The sequence below is a fragment of the Pseudovibrio sp. Ad37 genome (genome assembly GCF_001623075.1).
Classification (GTDB): Bacteria; Pseudomonadota; Alphaproteobacteria; order Rhizobiales; family Stappiaceae; genus Pseudovibrio.
Window position 1 is genome coordinate 132,857 of sequence record NZ_LMCF01000016.1, and the last position, 18,778, is coordinate 151,634.

General features: G+C 49.5%; 25 protein-coding genes. 20 read left to right on the forward strand and 5 right to left on the reverse strand.

Going from position 1 to position 18,778, the window contains the following annotated elements; genetic code table 11:
* Positions 1–35: 35 nt before the first annotated feature.
* From PsAD37_RS04995 to PsAD37_RS05010, 5 genes are all read left to right on the forward strand, one after another.
* Positions 36–305 (forward strand): hypothetical protein, encoded by a 270-nt coding sequence (locus tag PsAD37_RS04995; protein ID WP_063295193.1) that lies wholly within the window; start codon positions 36–38, stop codon positions 303–305.
* Positions 305–472, forward strand: a complete 168-nt coding sequence (locus PsAD37_RS28295) for a hypothetical protein (RefSeq protein ID WP_193778218.1) — start codon at positions 305–307, stop codon at positions 470–472. Before PsAD37_RS04995 ends, PsAD37_RS28295 begins: the two co-directional genes overlap by 1 nt.
* Positions 469–1,536 (forward strand): Rieske 2Fe-2S domain-containing protein, encoded by a 1,068-nt coding sequence (locus PsAD37_RS05000; protein ID WP_063295194.1) that lies wholly within the window; start codon positions 469–471, stop codon positions 1,534–1,536. Before PsAD37_RS28295 ends, PsAD37_RS05000 begins: the two co-directional genes overlap by 4 nt.
* Positions 1,536–2,306 (forward strand): hypothetical protein, encoded by a 771-nt coding sequence (locus PsAD37_RS05005; protein WP_063286805.1) that lies wholly within the window; start codon positions 1,536–1,538, stop codon positions 2,304–2,306. The genes PsAD37_RS05000 and PsAD37_RS05005 overlap by 1 nt, the downstream gene beginning before the upstream one ends.
* A gap of 222 nt (positions 2,307–2,528) precedes the next feature.
* A complete protein-coding gene (locus PsAD37_RS05010) occupies positions 2,529–3,188 on the forward strand; it encodes a glutathione S-transferase family protein (protein ID WP_063295195.1) in 660 nt (219 codons plus the stop codon).
* A 69-nt stretch (positions 3,189–3,257) separates the two neighbouring features.
* Here PsAD37_RS05010 and PsAD37_RS05015 read toward each other — a convergent pair whose 3' ends face one another.
* A complete protein-coding gene (locus PsAD37_RS05015; RefSeq protein ID WP_208991695.1) occupies positions 3,258–4,040 on the reverse strand; it encodes a transporter substrate-binding domain-containing protein in 783 nt (260 codons plus the stop codon).
* A 192-nt stretch (positions 4,041–4,232) separates the two neighbouring features.
* Here PsAD37_RS05015 and PsAD37_RS05020 point away from each other — a divergent pair, with 192 nt between their 5' ends.
* Positions 4,233–5,039 carry an amino acid ABC transporter permease gene (locus tag PsAD37_RS05020; RefSeq protein WP_208991696.1) on the forward strand — a complete coding sequence of 269 codons (807 nt, stop codon included), beginning with the start codon at positions 4,233–4,235 and terminating at the stop codon, positions 5,037–5,039.
* 15 nt (positions 5,040–5,054) lie between these two features.
* Here PsAD37_RS05020 and PsAD37_RS05025 read toward each other — a convergent pair whose 3' ends face one another.
* Positions 5,055–5,513, reverse strand: coding sequence for an NUDIX hydrolase (locus PsAD37_RS05025; RefSeq protein WP_063295196.1), 459 nt, complete (start codon positions 5,511–5,513; stop codon positions 5,055–5,057).
* Between the two features lie 378 nt (positions 5,514–5,891).
* Between PsAD37_RS05025 and kynU the strand changes: the two genes are divergently transcribed.
* The 7 genes from kynU to PsAD37_RS05060 all read left to right on the forward strand — a co-directional run bounded on the left by kynU (position 5,892) and on the right by PsAD37_RS05060 (position 12,994).
* On the forward strand, positions 5,892–7,124 hold the full coding sequence (gene kynU / locus PsAD37_RS05030) for a kynureninase (protein WP_063295197.1): 1,233 nt from the start codon (positions 5,892–5,894) through the stop codon (positions 7,122–7,124).
* Positions 7,125–7,126: 2 nt separating this feature from the next.
* Positions 7,127–7,969 carry a tryptophan 2,3-dioxygenase gene (kynA, locus tag PsAD37_RS05035; RefSeq protein WP_063295198.1) on the forward strand — a complete coding sequence of 281 codons (843 nt, stop codon included), beginning with the start codon at positions 7,127–7,129 and terminating at the stop codon, positions 7,967–7,969.
* Positions 7,970–8,287: 318 nt separating this feature from the next.
* A complete protein-coding gene (locus tag PsAD37_RS05040) occupies positions 8,288–9,061 on the forward strand; it encodes an ABC transporter ATP-binding protein (protein ID WP_063295199.1) in 774 nt (257 codons plus the stop codon).
* The gene (locus PsAD37_RS05045; RefSeq protein WP_244272478.1) at positions 9,061–9,831 is read left to right on the forward strand and encodes an ABC transporter ATP-binding protein; all 771 of its coding nucleotides are present in this window, start codon (positions 9,061–9,063) and stop codon (positions 9,829–9,831) included. The genes PsAD37_RS05040 and PsAD37_RS05045 overlap by 1 nt, the downstream gene beginning before the upstream one ends.
* 14 nt (positions 9,832–9,845) lie before the next feature.
* Positions 9,846–10,718: a branched-chain amino acid ABC transporter permease gene (locus PsAD37_RS05050; RefSeq protein ID WP_063295200.1), complete on the forward strand. Its 873-nt coding sequence runs from the start codon at positions 9,846–9,848 to the stop codon at positions 10,716–10,718.
* Positions 10,719–10,732: 14 nt separating this feature from the next.
* The gene (locus tag PsAD37_RS05055; RefSeq protein ID WP_063291384.1) at positions 10,733–11,713 is read left to right on the forward strand and encodes a branched-chain amino acid ABC transporter permease; all 981 of its coding nucleotides are present in this window, start codon (positions 10,733–10,735) and stop codon (positions 11,711–11,713) included.
* A gap of 81 nt (positions 11,714–11,794) precedes the next feature.
* Positions 11,795–12,994 (forward strand): ABC transporter substrate-binding protein, encoded by a 1,200-nt coding sequence (locus PsAD37_RS05060; RefSeq protein ID WP_063295201.1) that lies wholly within the window; start codon positions 11,795–11,797, stop codon positions 12,992–12,994.
* A gap of 68 nt (positions 12,995–13,062) precedes the next feature.
* On the opposite strand, the gene hemP is transcribed toward PsAD37_RS05060, so the two are convergent.
* Entirely contained in the window at positions 13,063–13,230 is a 168-nt protein-coding gene (gene hemP / locus PsAD37_RS27390; RefSeq protein WP_082596781.1) for a hemin uptake protein HemP, read from the reverse strand.
* 300 nt (positions 13,231–13,530) lie between these two features.
* Here hemP and PsAD37_RS05065 point away from each other — a divergent pair, with 300 nt between their 5' ends.
* Genes PsAD37_RS05065 through PsAD37_RS05085 form a run of 5 tightly spaced genes read left to right on the forward strand, consistent with a single transcriptional unit; the run spans position 13,531 to position 16,818 of the window.
* Positions 13,531–13,974, forward strand: coding sequence for a hypothetical protein (locus PsAD37_RS05065; RefSeq protein ID WP_063295202.1), 444 nt, complete (start codon positions 13,531–13,533; stop codon positions 13,972–13,974).
* A gap of 51 nt (positions 13,975–14,025) precedes the next feature.
* Positions 14,026–14,751 carry a MotA/TolQ/ExbB proton channel family protein gene (locus PsAD37_RS05070; protein WP_208991697.1) on the forward strand — a complete coding sequence of 242 codons (726 nt, stop codon included), beginning with the start codon at positions 14,026–14,028 and terminating at the stop codon, positions 14,749–14,751.
* A complete protein-coding gene (locus PsAD37_RS05075) occupies positions 14,741–15,124 on the forward strand; it encodes a biopolymer transporter ExbD (RefSeq protein WP_063295204.1) in 384 nt (127 codons plus the stop codon). Before PsAD37_RS05070 ends, PsAD37_RS05075 begins: the two co-directional genes overlap by 11 nt.
* A gap of 33 nt (positions 15,125–15,157) precedes the next feature.
* Entirely contained in the window at positions 15,158–15,544 is a 387-nt protein-coding gene (locus PsAD37_RS05080; RefSeq protein WP_063286815.1) for a biopolymer transporter ExbD, read from the forward strand.
* Positions 15,541–16,818, forward strand: coding sequence for an energy transducer TonB (locus PsAD37_RS05085; protein WP_063295205.1), 1,278 nt, complete (start codon positions 15,541–15,543; stop codon positions 16,816–16,818). The genes PsAD37_RS05080 and PsAD37_RS05085 overlap by 4 nt, the downstream gene beginning before the upstream one ends.
* A gap of 53 nt (positions 16,819–16,871) precedes the next feature.
* Here PsAD37_RS05085 and rirA read toward each other — a convergent pair whose 3' ends face one another.
* The gene (gene rirA, locus PsAD37_RS05090) at positions 16,872–17,342 is read right to left on the reverse strand and encodes an iron-responsive transcriptional regulator RirA (protein ID WP_082596779.1); all 471 of its coding nucleotides are present in this window, start codon (positions 17,340–17,342) and stop codon (positions 16,872–16,874) included.
* A gap of 286 nt (positions 17,343–17,628) precedes the next feature.
* Between rirA and PsAD37_RS05095 the strand changes: the two genes are divergently transcribed.
* Positions 17,629–18,303: a GntR family transcriptional regulator gene (locus PsAD37_RS05095; RefSeq protein ID WP_063295206.1), complete on the forward strand. Its 675-nt coding sequence runs from the start codon at positions 17,629–17,631 to the stop codon at positions 18,301–18,303.
* A gap of 77 nt (positions 18,304–18,380) precedes the next feature.
* Here PsAD37_RS05095 and PsAD37_RS05100 read toward each other — a convergent pair whose 3' ends face one another.
* Positions 18,381–18,569: a hypothetical protein gene (locus PsAD37_RS05100; protein ID WP_063295207.1), complete on the reverse strand. Its 189-nt coding sequence runs from the start codon at positions 18,567–18,569 to the stop codon at positions 18,381–18,383.
* Positions 18,570–18,654: 85 nt separating this feature from the next.
* Between PsAD37_RS05100 and PsAD37_RS27395 the strand changes: the two genes are divergently transcribed.
* Positions 18,655–18,778, forward strand: a 124-nt coding sequence (locus PsAD37_RS27395) for a transposase (RefSeq protein WP_193778219.1), incomplete at its 3' end; no start/stop codon positions are given.

Genomic DNA, 18,778 nt, shown 5'->3' on the forward strand with positions numbered 1-18,778 from the left:
CAACAACGGCAGCACAAAATCAGTAGGGTGCAGAAATGATCGTTGCTGAAGGTATTATTCTGATTGCACAAATTTACTGCGTGATTGGTCTTGTCGTCGCTCTGGCTTTTATCAGTTTTGGCCTGGGGCGTGTGGAACTTGCTGCGCGTGGAGCTTTTCTCTTCCGCCTGCAGATTATCCCGGGGCTGATCCTTCTTTGGCCAGTTGTCATTGTGCGTTGGATTGCACTGGAACGCTCCGATGAAAAAATCTTGCTCGATAAAGAAGAAAAAGAACTCCACGAAGAGCAGGAGGCCAAGAAGTAATGCAGCGCGCCTATAGAAAAGCCCACCGCACCATTTGGCTCATTCTGGCCATTCTCATTCCTCTCGTTTTGGGACTAGCGCTTTTGATGCGTCCGACAGGAACGCACGAACAGCCGCTTGTTCCCCTTGATGACACAGCAAAGTCGGCTCTGGAGGCAAACCAGTGAGTGTTAAATATGTACCGGTAATCTGGAACCGTACAAAATTTGTCTATGATGCCGTCGTCTTGGCAACTGTGGGCGCATATCTGGGAATCTACATCTACATCGCGCCGATGTTCCAGACAGTCACAAGACCGATTGATTGGGATATCTACAAAGCTCAGGCATTTGGTACCTGTGTCTTCTTCCTGCTCACGTTCATTCTATGTATCGGACCGCTAGCACGGCTGGACAAGCGCTTCCTGCCGCTTCTTTACAATCGCCGTCACCTAGGCGTGATCACTTGCGTTCTCGCGTACTTCCATGTCGACAATATCCTCGGCTGGTACAATGCATTCTCGCCTATTAATCGTTACGTCTCGGTTTTCATTGTAAATACCAGCTTCGACCGTTTTCTGGGTTTCCCTTTCGAAATCCTCGGCGTCTTTGCCCTTCTGATCCTGACTATCCTTGCAGTCACAAGTCATGATTTCTGGCTTCATTTCCTAAAGCCTACGCTTTGGAAGACACTCCATATGGGGATCTATCTGGCTTATGCGTTGGTTGTTGCTCACGTCGCACTAGGCGCTTTGCAAAGCGCTGCTGGTCCTTTCATGACCACTGCAGTCGGTGCGTCCGTCGCGCTTGTCGCTACCTTGCATCTGCTTGCTGCAAGAAAAGAGCATCTCTTTGATACGCAACAGAATACGATGGATGACAGCGGCACCTGGATGGATGCAGGTGATCCAAAAGATGTTCCTGATAAGCGGGCGAGAATTATCTCCATTACTGATGATGAGCGTGTTGCGATCTTCAGAAATGGCAAGAAGCTCTCTGCGATCTCTAATGTTTGCGCCCACCAGAACGGACCTTTGGGAGAAGGCAAGATTGTTTATGGCTGTGTGACTTGCCCTTGGCATGGCTATCAGTACCGCCTGGAAGATGGAAAATCTCCACCACCATTTACAGAGAAAATTTCCACATATCGCCTTAAACTGGAAAACGGTCGTTTGTGGCTGAACGTAAAAGCTCTGCCACCGGGAACGTATGTTGAACCTACTGTTTCTCCGATAATGGCGGAGGGAAGCTAATGGCCAAAAAGAAACCTGATCCCTTCTTTATCGGTTGGGCGAAGAAGCCACCAAAGAGCCTGCAAGGCTTCTTGTTCCTGATCTCTGCAATCCTCGTTGGCGCAGCAGCTGGTGTGGCATTTGGCATTGGCTCATCTGTCCCGGACCCAGGTGATGCTCGCTTTGCATGGGGTGCTGGATACCAAACGTTTACGGGCTACGTAGATGCAAAACCTTACCCACTTCTCCGGCTTCCCGCCGGAGAAAATGGTCGTGACAAGCCGCATGCCATGCTGATTTCTGGCATTGGCAAACGCGGCATGCAGCAACTTGCCGGCCCTTTGGATGGTCAGCCTGTTGATGCTGGCGGCATTTTGCTGAAGCGTGGTGATTTGGATATGTTGCAGGTTGGAGGCAAAGTCTCTCTTCGCGCTGCAGAAAATCCGGTCCAGAATTTTACACCAGCACCAGCAGAGCATTTAGGCAAATGGCGGCTAACCGGTGAGATCTGTGACGGTAAATGCTACAATGGCGCAATGCGTCCGGGTGTCGGATTAGCCCACAAAGCTTGCGCAAATCTCTGCATCATCGGCGGTATTCCTCCCGTTTTTGTGACTTCTACGCCTCTTATGGGAAGTGAATTCTTCGTGTTGGCTGACGAAAATGGTGAGCCCTTGACTGCTGAGGTTGAAGATTGGGTTGCTCTACTGATTTCGTTGGAAGGTGAGGTCGAGCGCCGGGATGATCTGATGATCTTCAAGGTGAACCTGGACAGCGCTAAGCAACTCTAGCTTATCGGAGATAGCACTTGCGGCGGCGAAGTAGTTTGCCGCCCAAAAACAGCGTACCCAAAGGTTGAAGTGGCGAAACAATTCATAGACTGCTAAAAACACCACGTTTGCAGTGCAACACAAATTGTATTGCGTCCTCCTTCCTAGGCGCTTTTTGTTTGCCGCATGTTCCCAAGCGTGCGCACAAAGCAGCGCCGCCGCTAAGCACAATCTGGTGATCCAATGATACAATTTTATGCCTACCCAGAATCCGTATTCTGCGCGAAAGTTCGAATTGCTTTGGATATGAAAGATCTGGATTACGCTGAGCTACCGCCCCCAGATGGATATGGATCAGCTGCTTATAAGAAGGTCGTTCCAGCGGGTTCAATTCCCGGCCTGAAGGATGGTGAAGCTGCTCTGTCAGATTCAAACGCGATCCTTGAGTATCTTGAGGAGACCGCACCGTCTCCAGCGCTAATGCCAGAACACCCTATCGAGCGCGCTAAAGTCAGAGCATTGATGGGCCTGCACGACACGCGAATTGAGCCATCTGTTCGTGCATTCTATGCCCCAATCAAAGCGGGAAAGCCGCCGAGGGATGAAGTCTACAAGCAGTTGATCAATGACATGAGTGTTGCGTTCGAACGTTTGGAGGACATGATTGAGGCTGAGCCGTATGCGGTTGGCCATCATGTTACTTTGGTTGATGTAGCCTTTGCCACAACGTTTTCTCAGGCTCAGCAACTTGCTGGTATGTTTGGCGGAGAGCTAATGCTGAAGCCTAAATGCCAACATTGGTGGCAAGCTATGCAATCACTCTCTCATGCCGCTACGTCAATCGATATAAACCGCAAAGCGATGCAGGATTGGGTCGCGAAGTTTATTCAGGTGGACGCATAAGCGTGCAGTGAACCTAAAAGAAAAGGCGCCCCAATTTGAGGCGCCTTTCTTATTCTTTATGAGCAGTTTTTACTGCGCCAAGCTCCATTTCTGAGCTGTCGCATCAAGGAAACCATTCATTTTTTTGATCTTGATCCAGTTGTTGATGTAGTTGATCCAAACCTGATCAGTCTGTGGCATCAACATAGCGATCGGAGTTGGGTTTCTGCTTTCAGAAACTGGCACGTTGGTGATTTGCTTGAACTTCGCTTTCAGCGTAGCACCTTCAATGTTGGAGGTGATGAAAACATCAGCGCGGCCTGACAGCACTTCCTGATAACCACGAGCAGGTGCCTCAACAACTTTGATAGTCGCATTCGGGAACCATTCCTTGCTCAGCTTCTCAAACGTAGTGCCAAGCGTGGTTGCGACCGTCACATCTTTCTGGTTGATGCTGTCCCAGCTGTTGAACTCACCAACTTTGCTGCTGGTCGTATACGGCAGGATCTCAACGGAAATATAGCTTTCAGAGTAACCAGCTACTTTCATGCGGCTTGGGGAGATTGAAGCAGAGCCAGTCAGGTTATACTTGCCTGCAACGATACCATTCACCAAGGTTTTCCAATCAGTTGGAATAAAAGTGAGCTTCACACCCAGGTCGCTTGCAAGCTCGTTCATGATGTCGATGTCGTACCCTTTATAACCATTGCTGGCAGGATCACGAACAGACATTGGGTTCCAGTCTCCGGTTGTACCAACCCTCAGTTCACCGGAATCCAAAATTTCGTTAAGCGCAGATTGCGCGAATGCAGAGCCGGAGAACAACGTGCCCGCGGCGAAAATTACAGTAAGAAATGAACGTAGCATCTTCATGAGAGTTCCTTGAAACGCAGTTGGAATCTGGCCCAATGCAAACCTAGCCATTTTAGCGATAACTACAATGCTGTTTTTGAGAGAAAACCGACTTCAATTAATTGTGTGCGGTAAGTTTCTATAAGATTTGTATAAGAGCGCACGACACTCTAGGTTTTGTGTCCGGCAATCTATCTGTGTTGAGGCAGATATATGAGCTGCTTACGTGTTTTGCTTCCGTTGGCAGCCTTCTTAAATTTGGAAGGTGATACCTTGAAATTCCGAAATGCAGCAGTGCTCGTCGCATTGGCATTCGTTTTGGCGGGCTGCACTGGTGACCAATGGGGCTGGTATGTAGTCTCACCAGAGACTGAGACAGGAAGAGTTAATCTCGGTTTCATGATCGCCGGGTTGCAAGAAACAGTCAGTATATCGCTCACTGCAATCGCGATCTCCATGTTCGTTGGCCTTATTGTCGCTCTGCCTGGGCTTTCAGACAATAAGTACGGAATTGCGTTCAACAGAACTTACGTTGAAGTGGTGCGCTCAGTGCCAAGTCTGGTGCTGATTTTTTGGGTTTACTATGGCTTGCCTGTTGTCGCGAACATTTCGATCAACGTGTTCTGGGCGGGTGTACTGGCTCTTGCTTTGTCAGACAGCGCGTTTCAGGCTGAAATTTTCAGAGCAGGTATACAGTCAGTCGACAAAGGACAGATCGAAGCAGGCCGCTCTCTTGGGCTGAGTTATTTTCAGCGTCTTCGCTTCATCATTCTTCCGCTTGCGATCCGCCGTATGCTGCCACCGCTTGGAAACCAACTGGTTTACATGCTGAAAATGTCGAGTTTGGTGTCCGTGATTGGCCTGCAAGACCTGACAAGGCGTGCAAATGAGCTGGTCGTCACAGAATATCGACCACTCGAAATCTACAGCGTCCTTGTTCTGGAATATCTGGTGTTGATCCTGATTGTCTCGCAAGGTGTTCGCTGGCTGGAACGTCGTTTTAAGGCGGAGCATGCCTAGAAAGCAGGCTGTTATCTAGCTTTTCTCTGGTGACCAGTTGGCCAGCAAAGCCTTTAGTTCCGGCTCATTTACAGCATGAACCGCGTCGCTTACGGAGAACCATTTCCGTGTGCGCTCGTCCTTTTCAGGCCAGTCTTCAAGCATCTCAGTCACTTCCAGCGGATACACCTTCACGCGGCAAGGGATTGGCTCTTTGGTGACCCGAAGTTTAGGGTAATGATAGATTCCAGCAGCTTGATCTGTCAGCTCACCTTTAATGCCAGCTTCTTCGAAGGCTTCTTGCTCTGCGGCTTCTCCACCACTGAGATCCTTCATTGGCCAGCCTTTAGGGAGAACCCAACGCTTGGTTTCGCGGGATGTAATCAGAAGAATCTGTAGCTTACCTTTTTTATTCTTCTTGAAAGGCAGTGCAGCAAACTGGCGTTTTGGTTCTGGCCAGACTTGTGCCTCTGTCTTTCTAAGGGCACTCTTCATGGGTTTCTTCCTTAACAGTGATCCGGCCTAGTTTCATTTTTGTTTGATCCAGATCTTCAGCCGTGAGCAGAGCTTTCCTTTGTTTGTGGTAGGAAGTTAGATCTGCCCCTGACTATCTAGAGTACGGCTTATATTTTTTCAGCGCTATTGCAAGATATCGCTGTGATTGCGGTCCATTTGGGCGAGTTTGATTTCCTATTCTACATATTTAGAATATTTGTTCTGAAAATTCCAGATAATACTTTTTACCTAGATTTCATGGCGAGACTGTTGTTAAAATTACTTTAAACTTGAAATATTAAAAAATGGAATCGCAGCTCGGTATTGCTTTGATGCCAAAAAGAGTGTGATCATAAAAATGATAATAGGGGGCTGATAGTGGAACTGGATGCAGTAAGCATTGAGCAAAGAGATGGTGCTGACCCGCTCGCTCGTTTGCGCAAGCTTTTCTCAATTCCTGATGGAATTATCTATCTGGACGGAAATTCACTTGGGGCTCTACCTAAGAATGTGTCTGCGGTTTTAGCCAACGCAGTCGAAGAGCAGTGGGGCAAAAGCCTCATTAAAGGGTGGAACTGCCACGACTGGATTGATCTGCCAAGCAAAGTCGGAAACAGGATTGCAAAGCTCGTTGGAGCTGATGACGGAACCTTGATCTGCACCGATAGCACCTCTCTGAATGTCTTTAAAGTCCTGGCGACTGCCATCAAGATGCGGCCGGACCGTAAAGTTATTCTTTCCGATACAGGAAACTTCCCGACTGACCTCTACATGGCGCAAGGTCTGAAAGAACTGACCGGTGGTGACATCGAGTTGCGTCTGGTTGCTCCGGAAGAAGTTGAAGCCGCCCTCGATGATACTGTTGCAGTCATGATGCTCACAGAAGTGGATTACCGCACAGGTCGCAAGCACGACATGAAAGCATTGACTGAGAAAGCGCATTCTGTTGGTGCCTTGGCGATGTGGGATCTGTGCCACTCTGCAGGTGCTTTCCCAGTCCATCTGAAGGAAGCAAAGGCGGACTTTGCTGTTGGTTGTTCCTACAAGTATTTGAATGGCGGCCCCGGTGCTCCGGCATTTGTTTATGTGGCACCTCAGCATCAGAACCATTCAGGCAACCCACTAACGGGCTGGATGGGGCACGATGCGCCGTTTGCTTTTGATTTGGGATACACACCATCTGCTAAAACAGACCAGATGCGCGTTGGCACACCTCAGGTTCTTGCCATGACCGCTCTGGATGCGTCTTTGGATGTCTTCGATGAAACCTCTTTGGAGGCATTGCAGGCCAAATCCATTGAGTTGAGTGAGTTGTTTATTGCTGAAGTCAAACGCCGCTGCCCTAATCTGGAGCTTGCGTCACCAACGGATCCACTTAAGCGCGGCTCACAAGTCTCTTTCCGTCATGAGAAAGGCTATGCAGTCATGCAAGCGCTCATTGATCGTGGAGTGATTGGAGACTTCCGTGCACCAAATATCATCCGCTTCGGGTTTGCTCCTCTGTACCTCTCTTTTGCTGAGGTCCTTAAAGCTGCTGAGATTCTTGAAGAAATTATTGCAGGGGATCTCTGGGACAAGCCGGAATACCACGAGAAGAGCAAGGTTACATAAGCATGGTTGAGAGTATTGATCGTAAATTAGAGCACCACGGGGCAGAGCTCTCTTTCAAAGAAAACATGTCTTATGGCGATTACCTTCGTCTTTCCGATGTGTTGGGTGCGCAAGCTCCGTTGACCGAAGCTCATGATGAACTGCTGTTTATCATTCAGCATCAAACGGCAGAACTTTGGATGAAGTTGGCGATCCGCGAAATGTCGGAGGCTTGCTCAGCTTTGGCAGCGGATGAGTTTGCTGAGGTTTCAAAGCTAATGGCTCGCGTCAACAAGATCTTCGCGCAGCTCAACAGTGCATGGGACATTCTGCGCACCATGACACCAAGCGATTACACCACGTTTCGTGATAGCCTTGGCAAGTCATCTGGATTTCAGAGCTACCAGTACCGTGCCATCGAGTTTGTGGTTGGCAACAAAAATCCAGCCCTGATGAAACCACATGAGCATATGCCGGAGGTCTCAGCATGGCTTCATCAGATTTATGAGGCGCCGGGCATCTATGATCAGATGGTGCGTGCTTTGGCGCGTTCAGGCTTCGAAATCTCCGATGCAGTACTCAACCGGGACGTCACCAAGCCATATACAACTGATGCGTCAGTTCAGAAGGCTTGGGAAATAATATATCGCAATCCACGTGATAATTGGCATTTCTACGATCTCGCGGAGAAGTTAATCGACTTTGAGGACTTTTTTCGTCGGTGGCGATTTAATCACCTTACAACCGTAGAGCGTATTATTGGAAGCAAAATGGGCACTGGAGGCACTTCAGGGGCACCGTACTTGAAAAAAATGTTGGATACTGTGCTGTTTCCAGAACTTTGGCAGGTGCGCAGTGATCTGTAAGATTGCTGCGAAAATTACTCAATTTATGAAATTATTTTGTTCTAAAATCTCTTCAAACTGCGCATATAAGTGGAATTATCTATATGTTTCAGGCAATATATGCGCAGTCGAAGATGTTTCCTCGCAACTTATGGGAAGGTTGTTAGGAGATAGAATCTGGAAAGTTTCACTCAACTTGTCCAGATAGAACCACAATAATCGAGTGATTAGGCTGCAAATGGCGCGGACTTCTGCCTTGAAATAATATGCTGCTAAGGGCATTAGGTAGGTGCTTGACAACAATAAAACGCCAGTCCTTTGCAGTCTGGGGGGATAATAATGCTGGAAATCGAACAGCTGTCGAAGCAATTCGGCGGGTTTAGAGCCGTCAATAATTGCTCATTTTCGGTTCAAAAGGGCACAATCACAGGTTTAGTCGGTCCAAATGGGGCGGGTAAAACCACAACGTTCAATTTGATTGCCGGTGCCCTTCAGCCAACTGCTGGAAAAATAAAGTTTTTGGGAGAAGATGTAACCAGCCTCAGCTCTGATCAGCTGTTTCATAAGGGCTTGGTACGTACCTTTCAGATCCCGCATGAGTTTCATCGTCTGTCAGCTCTCGAAAACCTCATGTTGGTTCCGCCCTCTCAAAAAGGTGAGAACTTATTCCAAAACTGGCTCAGCTTTGGCAGCGTGAAGAAGCAAGAAGAAGAAGTACGCCAGAAAGCTTTAGAGACACTGGAGTTTCTGGAACTGTCTCATGTTGCAAATGAACGTGCAGGTAATCTGTCCGGCGGACAGAAGAAGCTTCTTGAGCTTGGCCGTACAATGATGACTGACGCAAAGCTGGTGCTGCTGGATGAGCCTGCTGCTGGCGTCAACAGAACATTGCTACGCCGCCTTGAAGACAAAATCCAAATCCTGAACCAGGAACGTGGCTACACATTCGTCCTGATTGAGCACGATATGGAGATGATCGAGAAGCTCTGCGATCCAGTCATCTGTATGGCGGAAGGCTCGGTTCTGATTGAAGGTGATTTCCAAACCGTTCGTTCTGATGCGCGGGTGCTTGAAGCTTACCTCGGTGAAACGGTTGGGGAGGCTGCACTCTAATGACGTCTCAAGCAATTGCAGAGCAACCAATGTCAAAGAACTCCGTGCAACAAAAGTACTCCGGCAAACCAATCCTCACCATGACTGGTGTTCGTGGCGGATATGGCGATGCGGACATCCTACAGGGTGTCGACATGCAAGTGACCGAGCGGGAAATTGTTGTAATCGTCGGCCCGAATGGAGCTGGCAAGTCGACAGCGATGAAGGCGATCTTTGGTCTTCTAAAGGTCCGTGGCGGTTCTATTGTCGTCAACGGAACAGACATCGCAGGCTGGAAGCCAAACCGTATTGTACAGCACGGTGTTTGTTACGTTCCTCAGGTCAACAACATCTTCCGTGAGATGACCATTCACGAAAACCTCGAAATGGGGGCCTTCCTTCGGAAAGGTGACATTTCTGAAAGCTTGGAAAGGGTCTACACCCTGTTCCCTGATCTCAAAGAGCGCCGCAGTGCGTTGGCTGGAAATCTGTCTGGCGGCCAACGTCAGATGGTGGCTATGGGCCGCGCATTGATGCTCAACCCGTCTTTGCTATTGCTGGATGAGCCGACCGCTGGTCTCTCTCCAAAATACATGGAGCAAATTTTTGAGATCACCCGCAACCTGCGTGATGCAGGTCTTTCGATCTTGCTCGTAGAGCAGCACGCCAAGCAAGCGCTGGCATTTGCTGACAAAGGCTACGTTCTTGCGGCTGGAAGCAACCGGCATGAAGGAACGGGGCAAGAGCTGCTCGCAGATCGTGAAGTCGCTGAAATGTTCCTCGGCGGGTAGAAAGGGAAAATCCAATGCCATTCATGGAATTCGTCAATTTTTACCTCATGCCGGGGATCGTACTGGGCTCAATTTACGCTTTGGGCGCAGTTGGTATTACGCTGGTATTCGGTATCTTGAGATTTGCGCACCTTGCGCATGGTGACCTCGCAACGCTAGGCGCATTTGCAGCCCTCGGAGTGGTGACCATCTTCGGAGTTAGCCCTTGGGTTGCTCTTCCCGTTGCCATGGTTGTTTGCGCGTTTATGGCGATCGGCATCGACAAACTATTTTACGACTACCTCTCGGAGCGCCCAAAGATCATCGTGGTAATGTCCTCACTGGGTATCGCTCTTATGTTGCGTGCCGTCGTTCAGGTGGTCTGGGGTGTTGATACAGAAACTTATACCCGTGGTATCGTTAGACCAGATGATTACTGGGGAATCCGCATTCGTGATCGCGAGATCTACACCATCATTGCAATGTTCGTGATCGTTGGTGTGTTGTGGACGTTCTTGCAGAAAACAAAGTGGGGAAAGGCCATGCGTGCCATGTCTGACAACCCTGATCTTGCGCTGCTTTCTGGTGTTGATAATCGCAAAATCACAATGTTGACTTGGGGCATCGTCGGCATTCTGTGTGCGGCTTCTGGTTTCTTCCTTGGCATCAATACAGAACTGAAGCCGCTTATGGGCTGGACGATGCTTCTGCCAATGTTCGCAGCTGCAATTCTTGGTGGGGTAGGGCGTGTTGAAGGTGCCGTTATTGGCGGCTTGATTGTTGGCATAGCTGAAGAAACATCCGTTCTGTTTATCCCGGGAGAGTACAAGGCCGCCATGGCGTTTGCGATCCTCCTGCTCATCCTTCTTGTGCGGCCAACTGGCTTGCTCAAGGGTAAAGTTCTGTAGGGGGGAGAAGAACCATGGAACTCATCGGTCTGCTTAACTACGCGGTGTTCATGGCGATCTTTATCGGCATTTACTCCCTTCTTGCTCTCGGTCTTAACATTCAATGGGGCTTTTCCGGTCTCTTTAATGCAGGTATTGCGGGCTTCTTCGCCGTTGGAGCTTACTCATCTGCGCTGCTCACGGCACCAGAATCCGCTGTCCATCTGGGTGGCTACCAGCTGCCCGTTGTTGTCGGTTGGATCGGCGCGATGATCGCTGCTGGCGCAATTGCATGGCCAATCGGCAAAGTATGCTTGCGCTTCCGCTCCGATTATCTGGCAATCGCGACAATCGGTGTTGCGGAAATCATCCGTCTGGTCGTGAAGTCAGAAGGTTGGATGACAGGTGGCGCACGCGGTGTGAACAAGATCCCGCGTCCATTTGGTGATCTGTCCTATCTGTACTCCCAGTTGGCTTATCTTGCTCTGGTCTTTGCCATCGTTCTCGTCGTGTACTGGGCTATCGAGCGCCAGATTTCGGCTCCCTGGGGCCGCATGATGCGTGGCATCCGTGACAATGAAGATGCGGCAACGGCAATGGGTAAGGACATCAAGGCTCGTCGTCTGGAAGCGTTCATCTTCGGTGCAGCTGTGATGGGACTTGGTGGAGCGCTGTTTGCTCACTTTAACCGGTCCATAACCCCAGAAGCCATTGATCCGATGATCGCCACATTCCTGATCTGGATTATGTTGATCCTCGGCGGCTCAGGTAACAACCGCGGAGCCCTTCTCGGCGTTGCTGTTGTCTGGATCATCTGGTCTGCGTCAGAGTTTGTAACGGATCAACTGCCAACAGAATACGCCATTAAAGCCAAATACATGCGCGTGTTCATCATTGGCTTGCTTCTGCAATTGGTCCTCCGGTTCAGACCGGAAGGGATCTTGCCGGAACCTCAGGGAACCGCTGGCAGTCCAGAAGTCAAAACCTTTCAAAAACAAGAAAGTGCAGCGAAGTAACGCCAGCACTCGTGGAAATCAATTTTAACGCCCTGGTCAATCCGGATAGTATTTGAAACAGGGCTCTTTGGAGGTGAACTGATGCTTAAGAAAATCGCATTGGCAGCAGGCTTGTTCAGCGCTACTGCACTTGCATCCAACGCTGTTCAGGCTGATGTAAAAGTCGGTCTTCTGGGAGGCATTTCTGGCCCAATCGCGGCTATGGCTCCACCAATGCTGGACTCTGCAAAGCTGGCTATTCAGCAGGTGAACGAGCAGGGCGGCATTCTGGGCGGCCAGAAGCTTGAAGCTGTTGTAGGCGATAGTGCGTGTAACCCACAGAACGGCGTGGATTCCGCTACCAAGCTGGTAAACATTGAACAGGTTGCTGGCCTTATCGGTCCACATTGTTCTGGTTCAGTTCTGGCTGTTGCGAACTCCGTGACTGTTCCAGCTGGCATCACGCTGATCACGCCATCAGGGACTTCTCCTGAAATCACAGGTCTGGAAGACAAAGGTCAGGTATTCCGTACAGTACCTTCCGATGATTTCCAGGGCCGTTCACTCGCCCGTACACTGTTGAACCTCGGCACAAAGAAAGTTGCTGTTGCCTACCTCAACAACGACTACGGCAGTGGCCTTGCAAATGCTTTCAAAGTTGAATTTGAAGCAAATGGCGGTGAGATTGCTGGATATTCAGCGCACGAAGAAGGTAAGGCATCTTACCGTTCCAACCTTGCTGAATTGTCCCGTGGTGGCGCAGATACGCTTGTAATCTTCGATTACGGTGATGGCACTGGCCTGACCATCCTGCGTCAGGCGCTGGAAAACGGCTTCTTCACTAACTTCGTTGGCGGTGATGGCATGAAGTCAGATGCGATCATCCGTGAACTCGGTGCTGAAAACCTGACAACCTTCATCGCATCCTCTCCAGTTGGTGAAGCGTCCAACAGCCTTGAACTGTTTAATAAAGCTTACATAGCAGTTGGCGGCAACCCGGATGCGATTTTCGCGTCAAACTCTTACGACGCCGCATTCCTGATGGCTCTGGCTCTAGAAAAAGCTGGTGGCGATGCCACAAAGGTTTCTGAGGCGATGGCTGCTGTGTCCGACGGACAGGGTGAAGCTATTCTTCCTGGTGAATGGAAGAAAGCAGTTGAGCTGATCGCAGCCGGCAAAGACATCGACTACAAGGGCGCATCTGGCGACCTGAACTTCGACAATGCTGGCGACGTTCCTGGTTCCTACGGCCTGTTCAAGGTCGAGGGTGATGCATTCGCACTGCAGCAGGCTCTGAACTAAGGTCCAGAACAGTCAAATTAAGAAAGAGCCGGCCTCATCTCAGGCCGGCTTTTTTTATGGCAAATTTCTCACTTAGTAAGAATCAACTTGCCAAGTTTCGTGATCGACAATCGGTAGTTATCCTCGCGATGGGAGATTGTGATCTCGCGCTCATCGCCAAAGAGTGCCTTGCTATCAACAGTGCGCTCATGTGGCTGACTTTGTGAGCTTTCCTGAGCTTTTTCCATATCAGTCATTCGCCTCAGCCTTTCCCCAATTTTGGCTAGCGTGGATGGTCGCGATACCCTCAAGAGCTAGGGGGGACTCTATCGCGTTTATTTCTTGACTTTCATATTCATGTTTTATTACAAGTGCAATGCCTACTCAATAATTGCTGGAGATCGCGTCCTCCCGCAAACCGTCCTGGAGTAGGATTTGTATCGATGCGCAAGCCAGCTGTTACTCTCTCCCTCAACAGCCAGCCAGCCCACGATATCCTTGATATCTGCGACTGATTTGCATTTGCAACTAAGTTTTAATTTTTGGGTTGGGGTCCTATGAATAAGTTGGTTAAGCTGTTTTCTCTTGCTCTTGCTGCCTTGTGGATAACGCAAATAACTGCAGCTGAAGCAGCAAACACGACAAAAGAACCAGTGATCGCTCTCCAGTTGAACAAAGCTGAGAGCACTCAGAACGGGTGTCGTGTAAGTCTTCTTGTTCGCAATCACCTTAAAGATGAGATCAATCAACTGGCATTGGACTTGGTAGTCTTTGATAGTACAGGTGGAATCTCTGATTTCCTGAGCATGAAGACAGGTCGTCTTCCTTCCGGAAAGACGCGAGTTCAGCAGTATGATCTCCCATCCAGCAGTTGTGCAGACATCTCGTCATTGCTCATCAATGATGTCAGCCAGTGTGAGGGAGCTGAAAATGTATCTCCGGCTAGCTGCTTAGACTCATTGAATGTATCCTCTCGCGCTGCGATAGAACTAACACTCTGAACCGCTGCAGAACCGAATTAGAAAAATAACGAGATTTCCAGAATGAATGCCATGATTGAAAACCTGGGCCTGACCGCAGCAATGACACCTGTTATGGATCTGCTTGCAAAAGGTGGTGTGGTTGTTGGGTTGCTGCTGGTTGTCAGCGTACTTGCTCTAACAATTGTCATAGCAAAACTCTGGCAGTTCTGGATTGCAGGCGTTGGTCGTCATCGCAAAGCTGAGCAGGCCGTGGCCTTCTGGCGTGTCTGCAAGCGTGATCAGGCCTACAGGATTGTGGTAACAGATCGCTCTCCGGTCTCCGACGTTCTGGCACATGCCATGCGCGGTCTCATGAAACCGCAGGTGCCTGAGAAAAGAGTTCGGGAAGATGTCGAGCGCGTTTGCTTTACTCATCTCGCAGATCTTCGTAGTTACTTGCGGGCATTGGATATGATTGCCCAGATCGCTCCTCTACTCGGCCTGTTCGGAACAGTGCTTGGTATGATCGGGGCGTTTCAGGCTATGGCTGACGCTGGTTCACAGGTCGATCCATCTACTTTGGCTGGTGGTATCTGGGTTGCGCTGCTGACAACTGCCGTTGGTCTGGCCGTAGCAATCCCAGCTTCTGTGATGCTGTCACTGTTCGAAGGCCGCATCGAACGTGAGCAGGGAGCAATGGAAAAGATTGTAACTGAGCTCTTCACCGGGGCAGTCACGTCCATCGCCACTCAAACTGAAGAAGCGGAACAGGTTGGAACCCAGCCACGTTTTGAGGTTGTTCACGATGCGCCTTAGTGAGGCTCCAAAAAGAAGTCGTGCGCCTGGTCTCACATCTCTGATTGATGTGATCTTCCTTTTGTTGATGTTCTTCATGCTCGCTTCCACGTTCTCGATCTACCAAAAGTTGGATGTGACATCGGGAGCTGAGGGCGCAGGGCAAATGGAACAGTCCCCAATCCTTTTGCAAGTTTTCGCAGAAGGACAGCTGTCGGTGAACGGTGACCGGGTGAAGGTTGAGGCGTTGATTGCGGCGCTCGACGACGCAGGTATCGAAAAAGTACGACCTGTGGCGATCATCCCTGCCAAGGATTCCACTGTGCAGGATGTCGTGAGTGCGCTTGAGATGCTTAAAATAGCAGGCTGGTCAGCGACGATCGTTGGCAATTGAATTCCGAATATTGCGAAATAAGAAGTTTAAAGAATGCGTCTGAAGACAAAACCACAAAAGAGGACATTTGAGAATACGATCCCATTGATCAATATCGTGTTCCTGATGCTCATCTTCTTCCTCTTTGCAGGTTCAATTGATAGAGACGATGCAAAAAACGTGAGCCCTGCAGAAACGCAGGAGCAATCCAGTCGTGAGCTTATTGCCGGAGCGCTGATTATCGCTCCTGATGGATTGATAACCCAAAACGAACAGCCAGTTCTTGTTGAGGATCTGATACCGCTGGACGGCAATAAAGACCCTCTGATGGTTGTTGCTGACAAGGCACTGTCTGGTCAGACACTTGCCAGAACCCTTGCAGCGCTGAAGAAGCAAGGTTTCTCCGATATTACATTGGTCACCGTAAGGGCTGCCCAATGAAGAAGAGCATTCGCAGGAAAATCGGAGGCTCAGCCCTCACGACCGCCTTACTCGTGTCAGTCAGTGTTCACGCAGGTGGATTTGCTTGGTTTTATACGCGAGCTCCTGAAGTTCAGGTTGCCTCAACGCGGTCAACGTCACTTTCTGTAGTTGGATCAATTGAGGATCTCATTGCAGGTTCCAAGGAAGTTGTCGAGCCGATTGAGCCCGAACAATCAGATGAGATCGAGCTTCGTGAGATAGAAGCTGAACAGCCGGTTGAACAAGTCAACGAGATTGAGGCTGTTGAGCCAATTGAGCTGGCAAAAGCAGAGATTACACCAATCAAACCGATTGTAACGCAGGCTGTGAAGCCGCTGCCGGTACCTGTTGCTGAAGGTGTTACTATTAAGGCTGAGATTGAGCCAATCAAGCCAAAGGAAGAGATTGAACCGCTTAAACTTCAGCTTCAGCCTGAGCAAATCAAACCTGCTGAAGTGCAGGAGGTTAAGCCTGTCGAAGTTGCAAAAGTTCTTCCTGTTGAGCAGAAAGAACCATTAGAGCCAACCAAAGACGTTGATCCTGCAAAGCTGAAAGAGCAACAAGACCCAGTCAAACCGGACGAAGCCAAACCATCTCAACCAAAAAAATTGGAAGTGGTAGAGCAGGAAACACCGGAAGAGATTAAGCCGGTAAAAAAGAAAACAGCTGAACCCGTTGACGAAAAGAAAGAGCTTGAGGCAAAGCCTGTTGAAACTGAAGTTGCCGCAGTAACGGTTCCCATCCCACGATCAGCGCCGCCACGTCCCAAGCTGCCGCAGAAAATCAAGCCTAAGAAAACCGCCAAGAAGGCCCCACCAAAAGCCAAGAAAGAACCTGCTAAGAAGGCCGGTAACTCAGTTGTTAATTCTGCTCGAGGTTCCAAGGTCGCGCGAAAAGGCTCCAACACCTCGAAGAATGGCAATAACATCGCAGGCTCCGGTGACAGCGCTGGCAATGCTGCGACAAGCAATTACTGGGGCAAGGTGCAAAAGAAGATCCAGCGTGCTGCGGATAGACGGTACCCGAGAAGAGAGAAGAACCGGAAGAAGTCAGGCATCGTCCGTGTGAGTTTTGTCGTACACAGAGACGGGGCTGTAACGGGAATTAAGCTATCTCGATCGAGTGGGAATAAGCGATTTGATCAGGCCGCGTTGAAAGCCCTAAAGGCCGCTGCACCATTCCCAGCATTTCCGACTTCGATGAGGAACAATACGATCAGCAGAACAGCGCCGATAGTCTTCAAAGCGCGATAACAAAAAAGGCAGCGAATATTCGCTGCCTGATCATCTCGTCGCTCTTGGTGCGCTTATTCAGCAGCAGCCATATTCTTTGGCAGAAGTGGGTCTTCAATCTGCAACAGGTGGCGAATGCTCGCGCGGTTGTCTGCAAGATCTGCAATCGTGCACTTGTCGAGCACACCGAGGAATGCTTCCAGCGCTTCATGCAGAACAGAATTGAAGCCGCAGTGATTGACGAGCGGGCAGTCCTGACGACCACTGTCAAAGCACTCAGCAAGAAGGAATGACTCTTCAGTTGCACGTACCACCTGACCCACGCTGATTTGCTCAGCTGGACGTGGCAATACGATACCACCGTTACGCCCTCGGATGGTTTTCATCAGATCAGCGTCAACGAGCACCTTCATGATCTTGAAAAGGTGAGTTTCCGACATGGAAAACGAAGCAGCGATCTCAGCAACTTTGCTTGGCTTGCCAGGATTTGCCGCACAATACATCAGGGCACGTACAGCATAGTTGGTTTGTTGAGTGAGTCTCATAATATTAGCTATGCGTCTTCCGGTGTCTGTCGTCAATAAAAATATGCATCTCTAACTCAACAATAAACCATTCCTAGTTTAGAGTCATTAAAAACTTTGCCGGTGCTGAAAACAAACCCGACACCGTCCTTTTGCCAGTGCACGCGCAAAATATATCTAAATCCAACTGATCCTACAATAATCACAGCGCAAATATCTGACGCAAGAAACTCGTCATTTATTCAGCAAGTTAATGGTGATACAGCTCAACTAAGAGAGTGAACACGACGGACGCAATTGAGTTCCAATGAAGATTTCAAAACAAAGCCTTGAGGAGCAGGCCGCAGATTTTCTGAGGCAGCAGATTTTAGCGGGTCATTATGTCTCAGGTGACAAGCTTACGGAAAGTACGCTTGCGAAAGGTCTGGAGCTTTCACGCACAACTGTGCGCATGGCATTGAACACACTCTCGAGCGAAGGTCTTGTCTCACAGAAGCCTTACGCGGGTTGGAGTGTGACGACACTGACGGACCATGATATCTGGGAAATCTACCATCTCCGTGTTGCGTTGGAGAGTCAGGCTGCTCAAATGGCAGCTGAAACCATCACGCCGGAAAAGGCCGTTCGGCTGCGCAAGGAACTGGAAGTCTTCAAGGAGATCTGTCAGCAAGACGGTGTATCTCTTACAGAAGTCACGTTCTATGACTTTGAGCTCCACAAGCTGATTATTGAATTGAGTGAGAGCGCACGCTTGGTGCACATGTACAAGAGCGTGATCAATCAGCTTTCAATCTATATTCGTATCACGCACTTTGACTTTGATATTGAAGACAGCGCGAACACCCATGTCGGTTTAGTGGAAGCCATTTGCTCTGGCGAAGCGGAAAAAGCTCGCAAGCTCGCTATTGAGAATATCAGTACCTTCACTGAAATGGGCCATAAGCTGAAACATGAACATGTCAAACTGGCGACTGACGACTGACAGTGCTTAAAGATTAGAGATAGTCATAAAAAAGGGCGGCCCGAAGGTCGCCTTTTTGCTTTGCCTGAGGAGGAAGCTTATTCCGCAGGAACAGCACCAGCTGCTTCGCGGGACTGCCGGAGAATATCTTCGCCACTTGTTAAAGCGAAGTCCTCACGCATCCACTTGATGAATCCGTAAACCATATAGCTGATGATAAACATCAGTGGGATAGAGGTTACGATGGCACATGTTTTGATGGTGTTCAGTGGGGCGTCAATGAACATCAGAGCTGGCTCGGGAAATTTGGACAGGTTGTGAAAGTGGATTTAGCTCCTGAAACTGGCATGATGCCAAGAACAGGAGACCATCATGAGCAGACGTCCTCGCCGGAACCATAGCCCGGCTTTTAAAGCGAAAGTGGCACTTGCTGCTATTCGCGGAGAAAAAACCTTGAGTGAGTTAGCTCAGGACTTTGATGTGCACGCGAACCAGA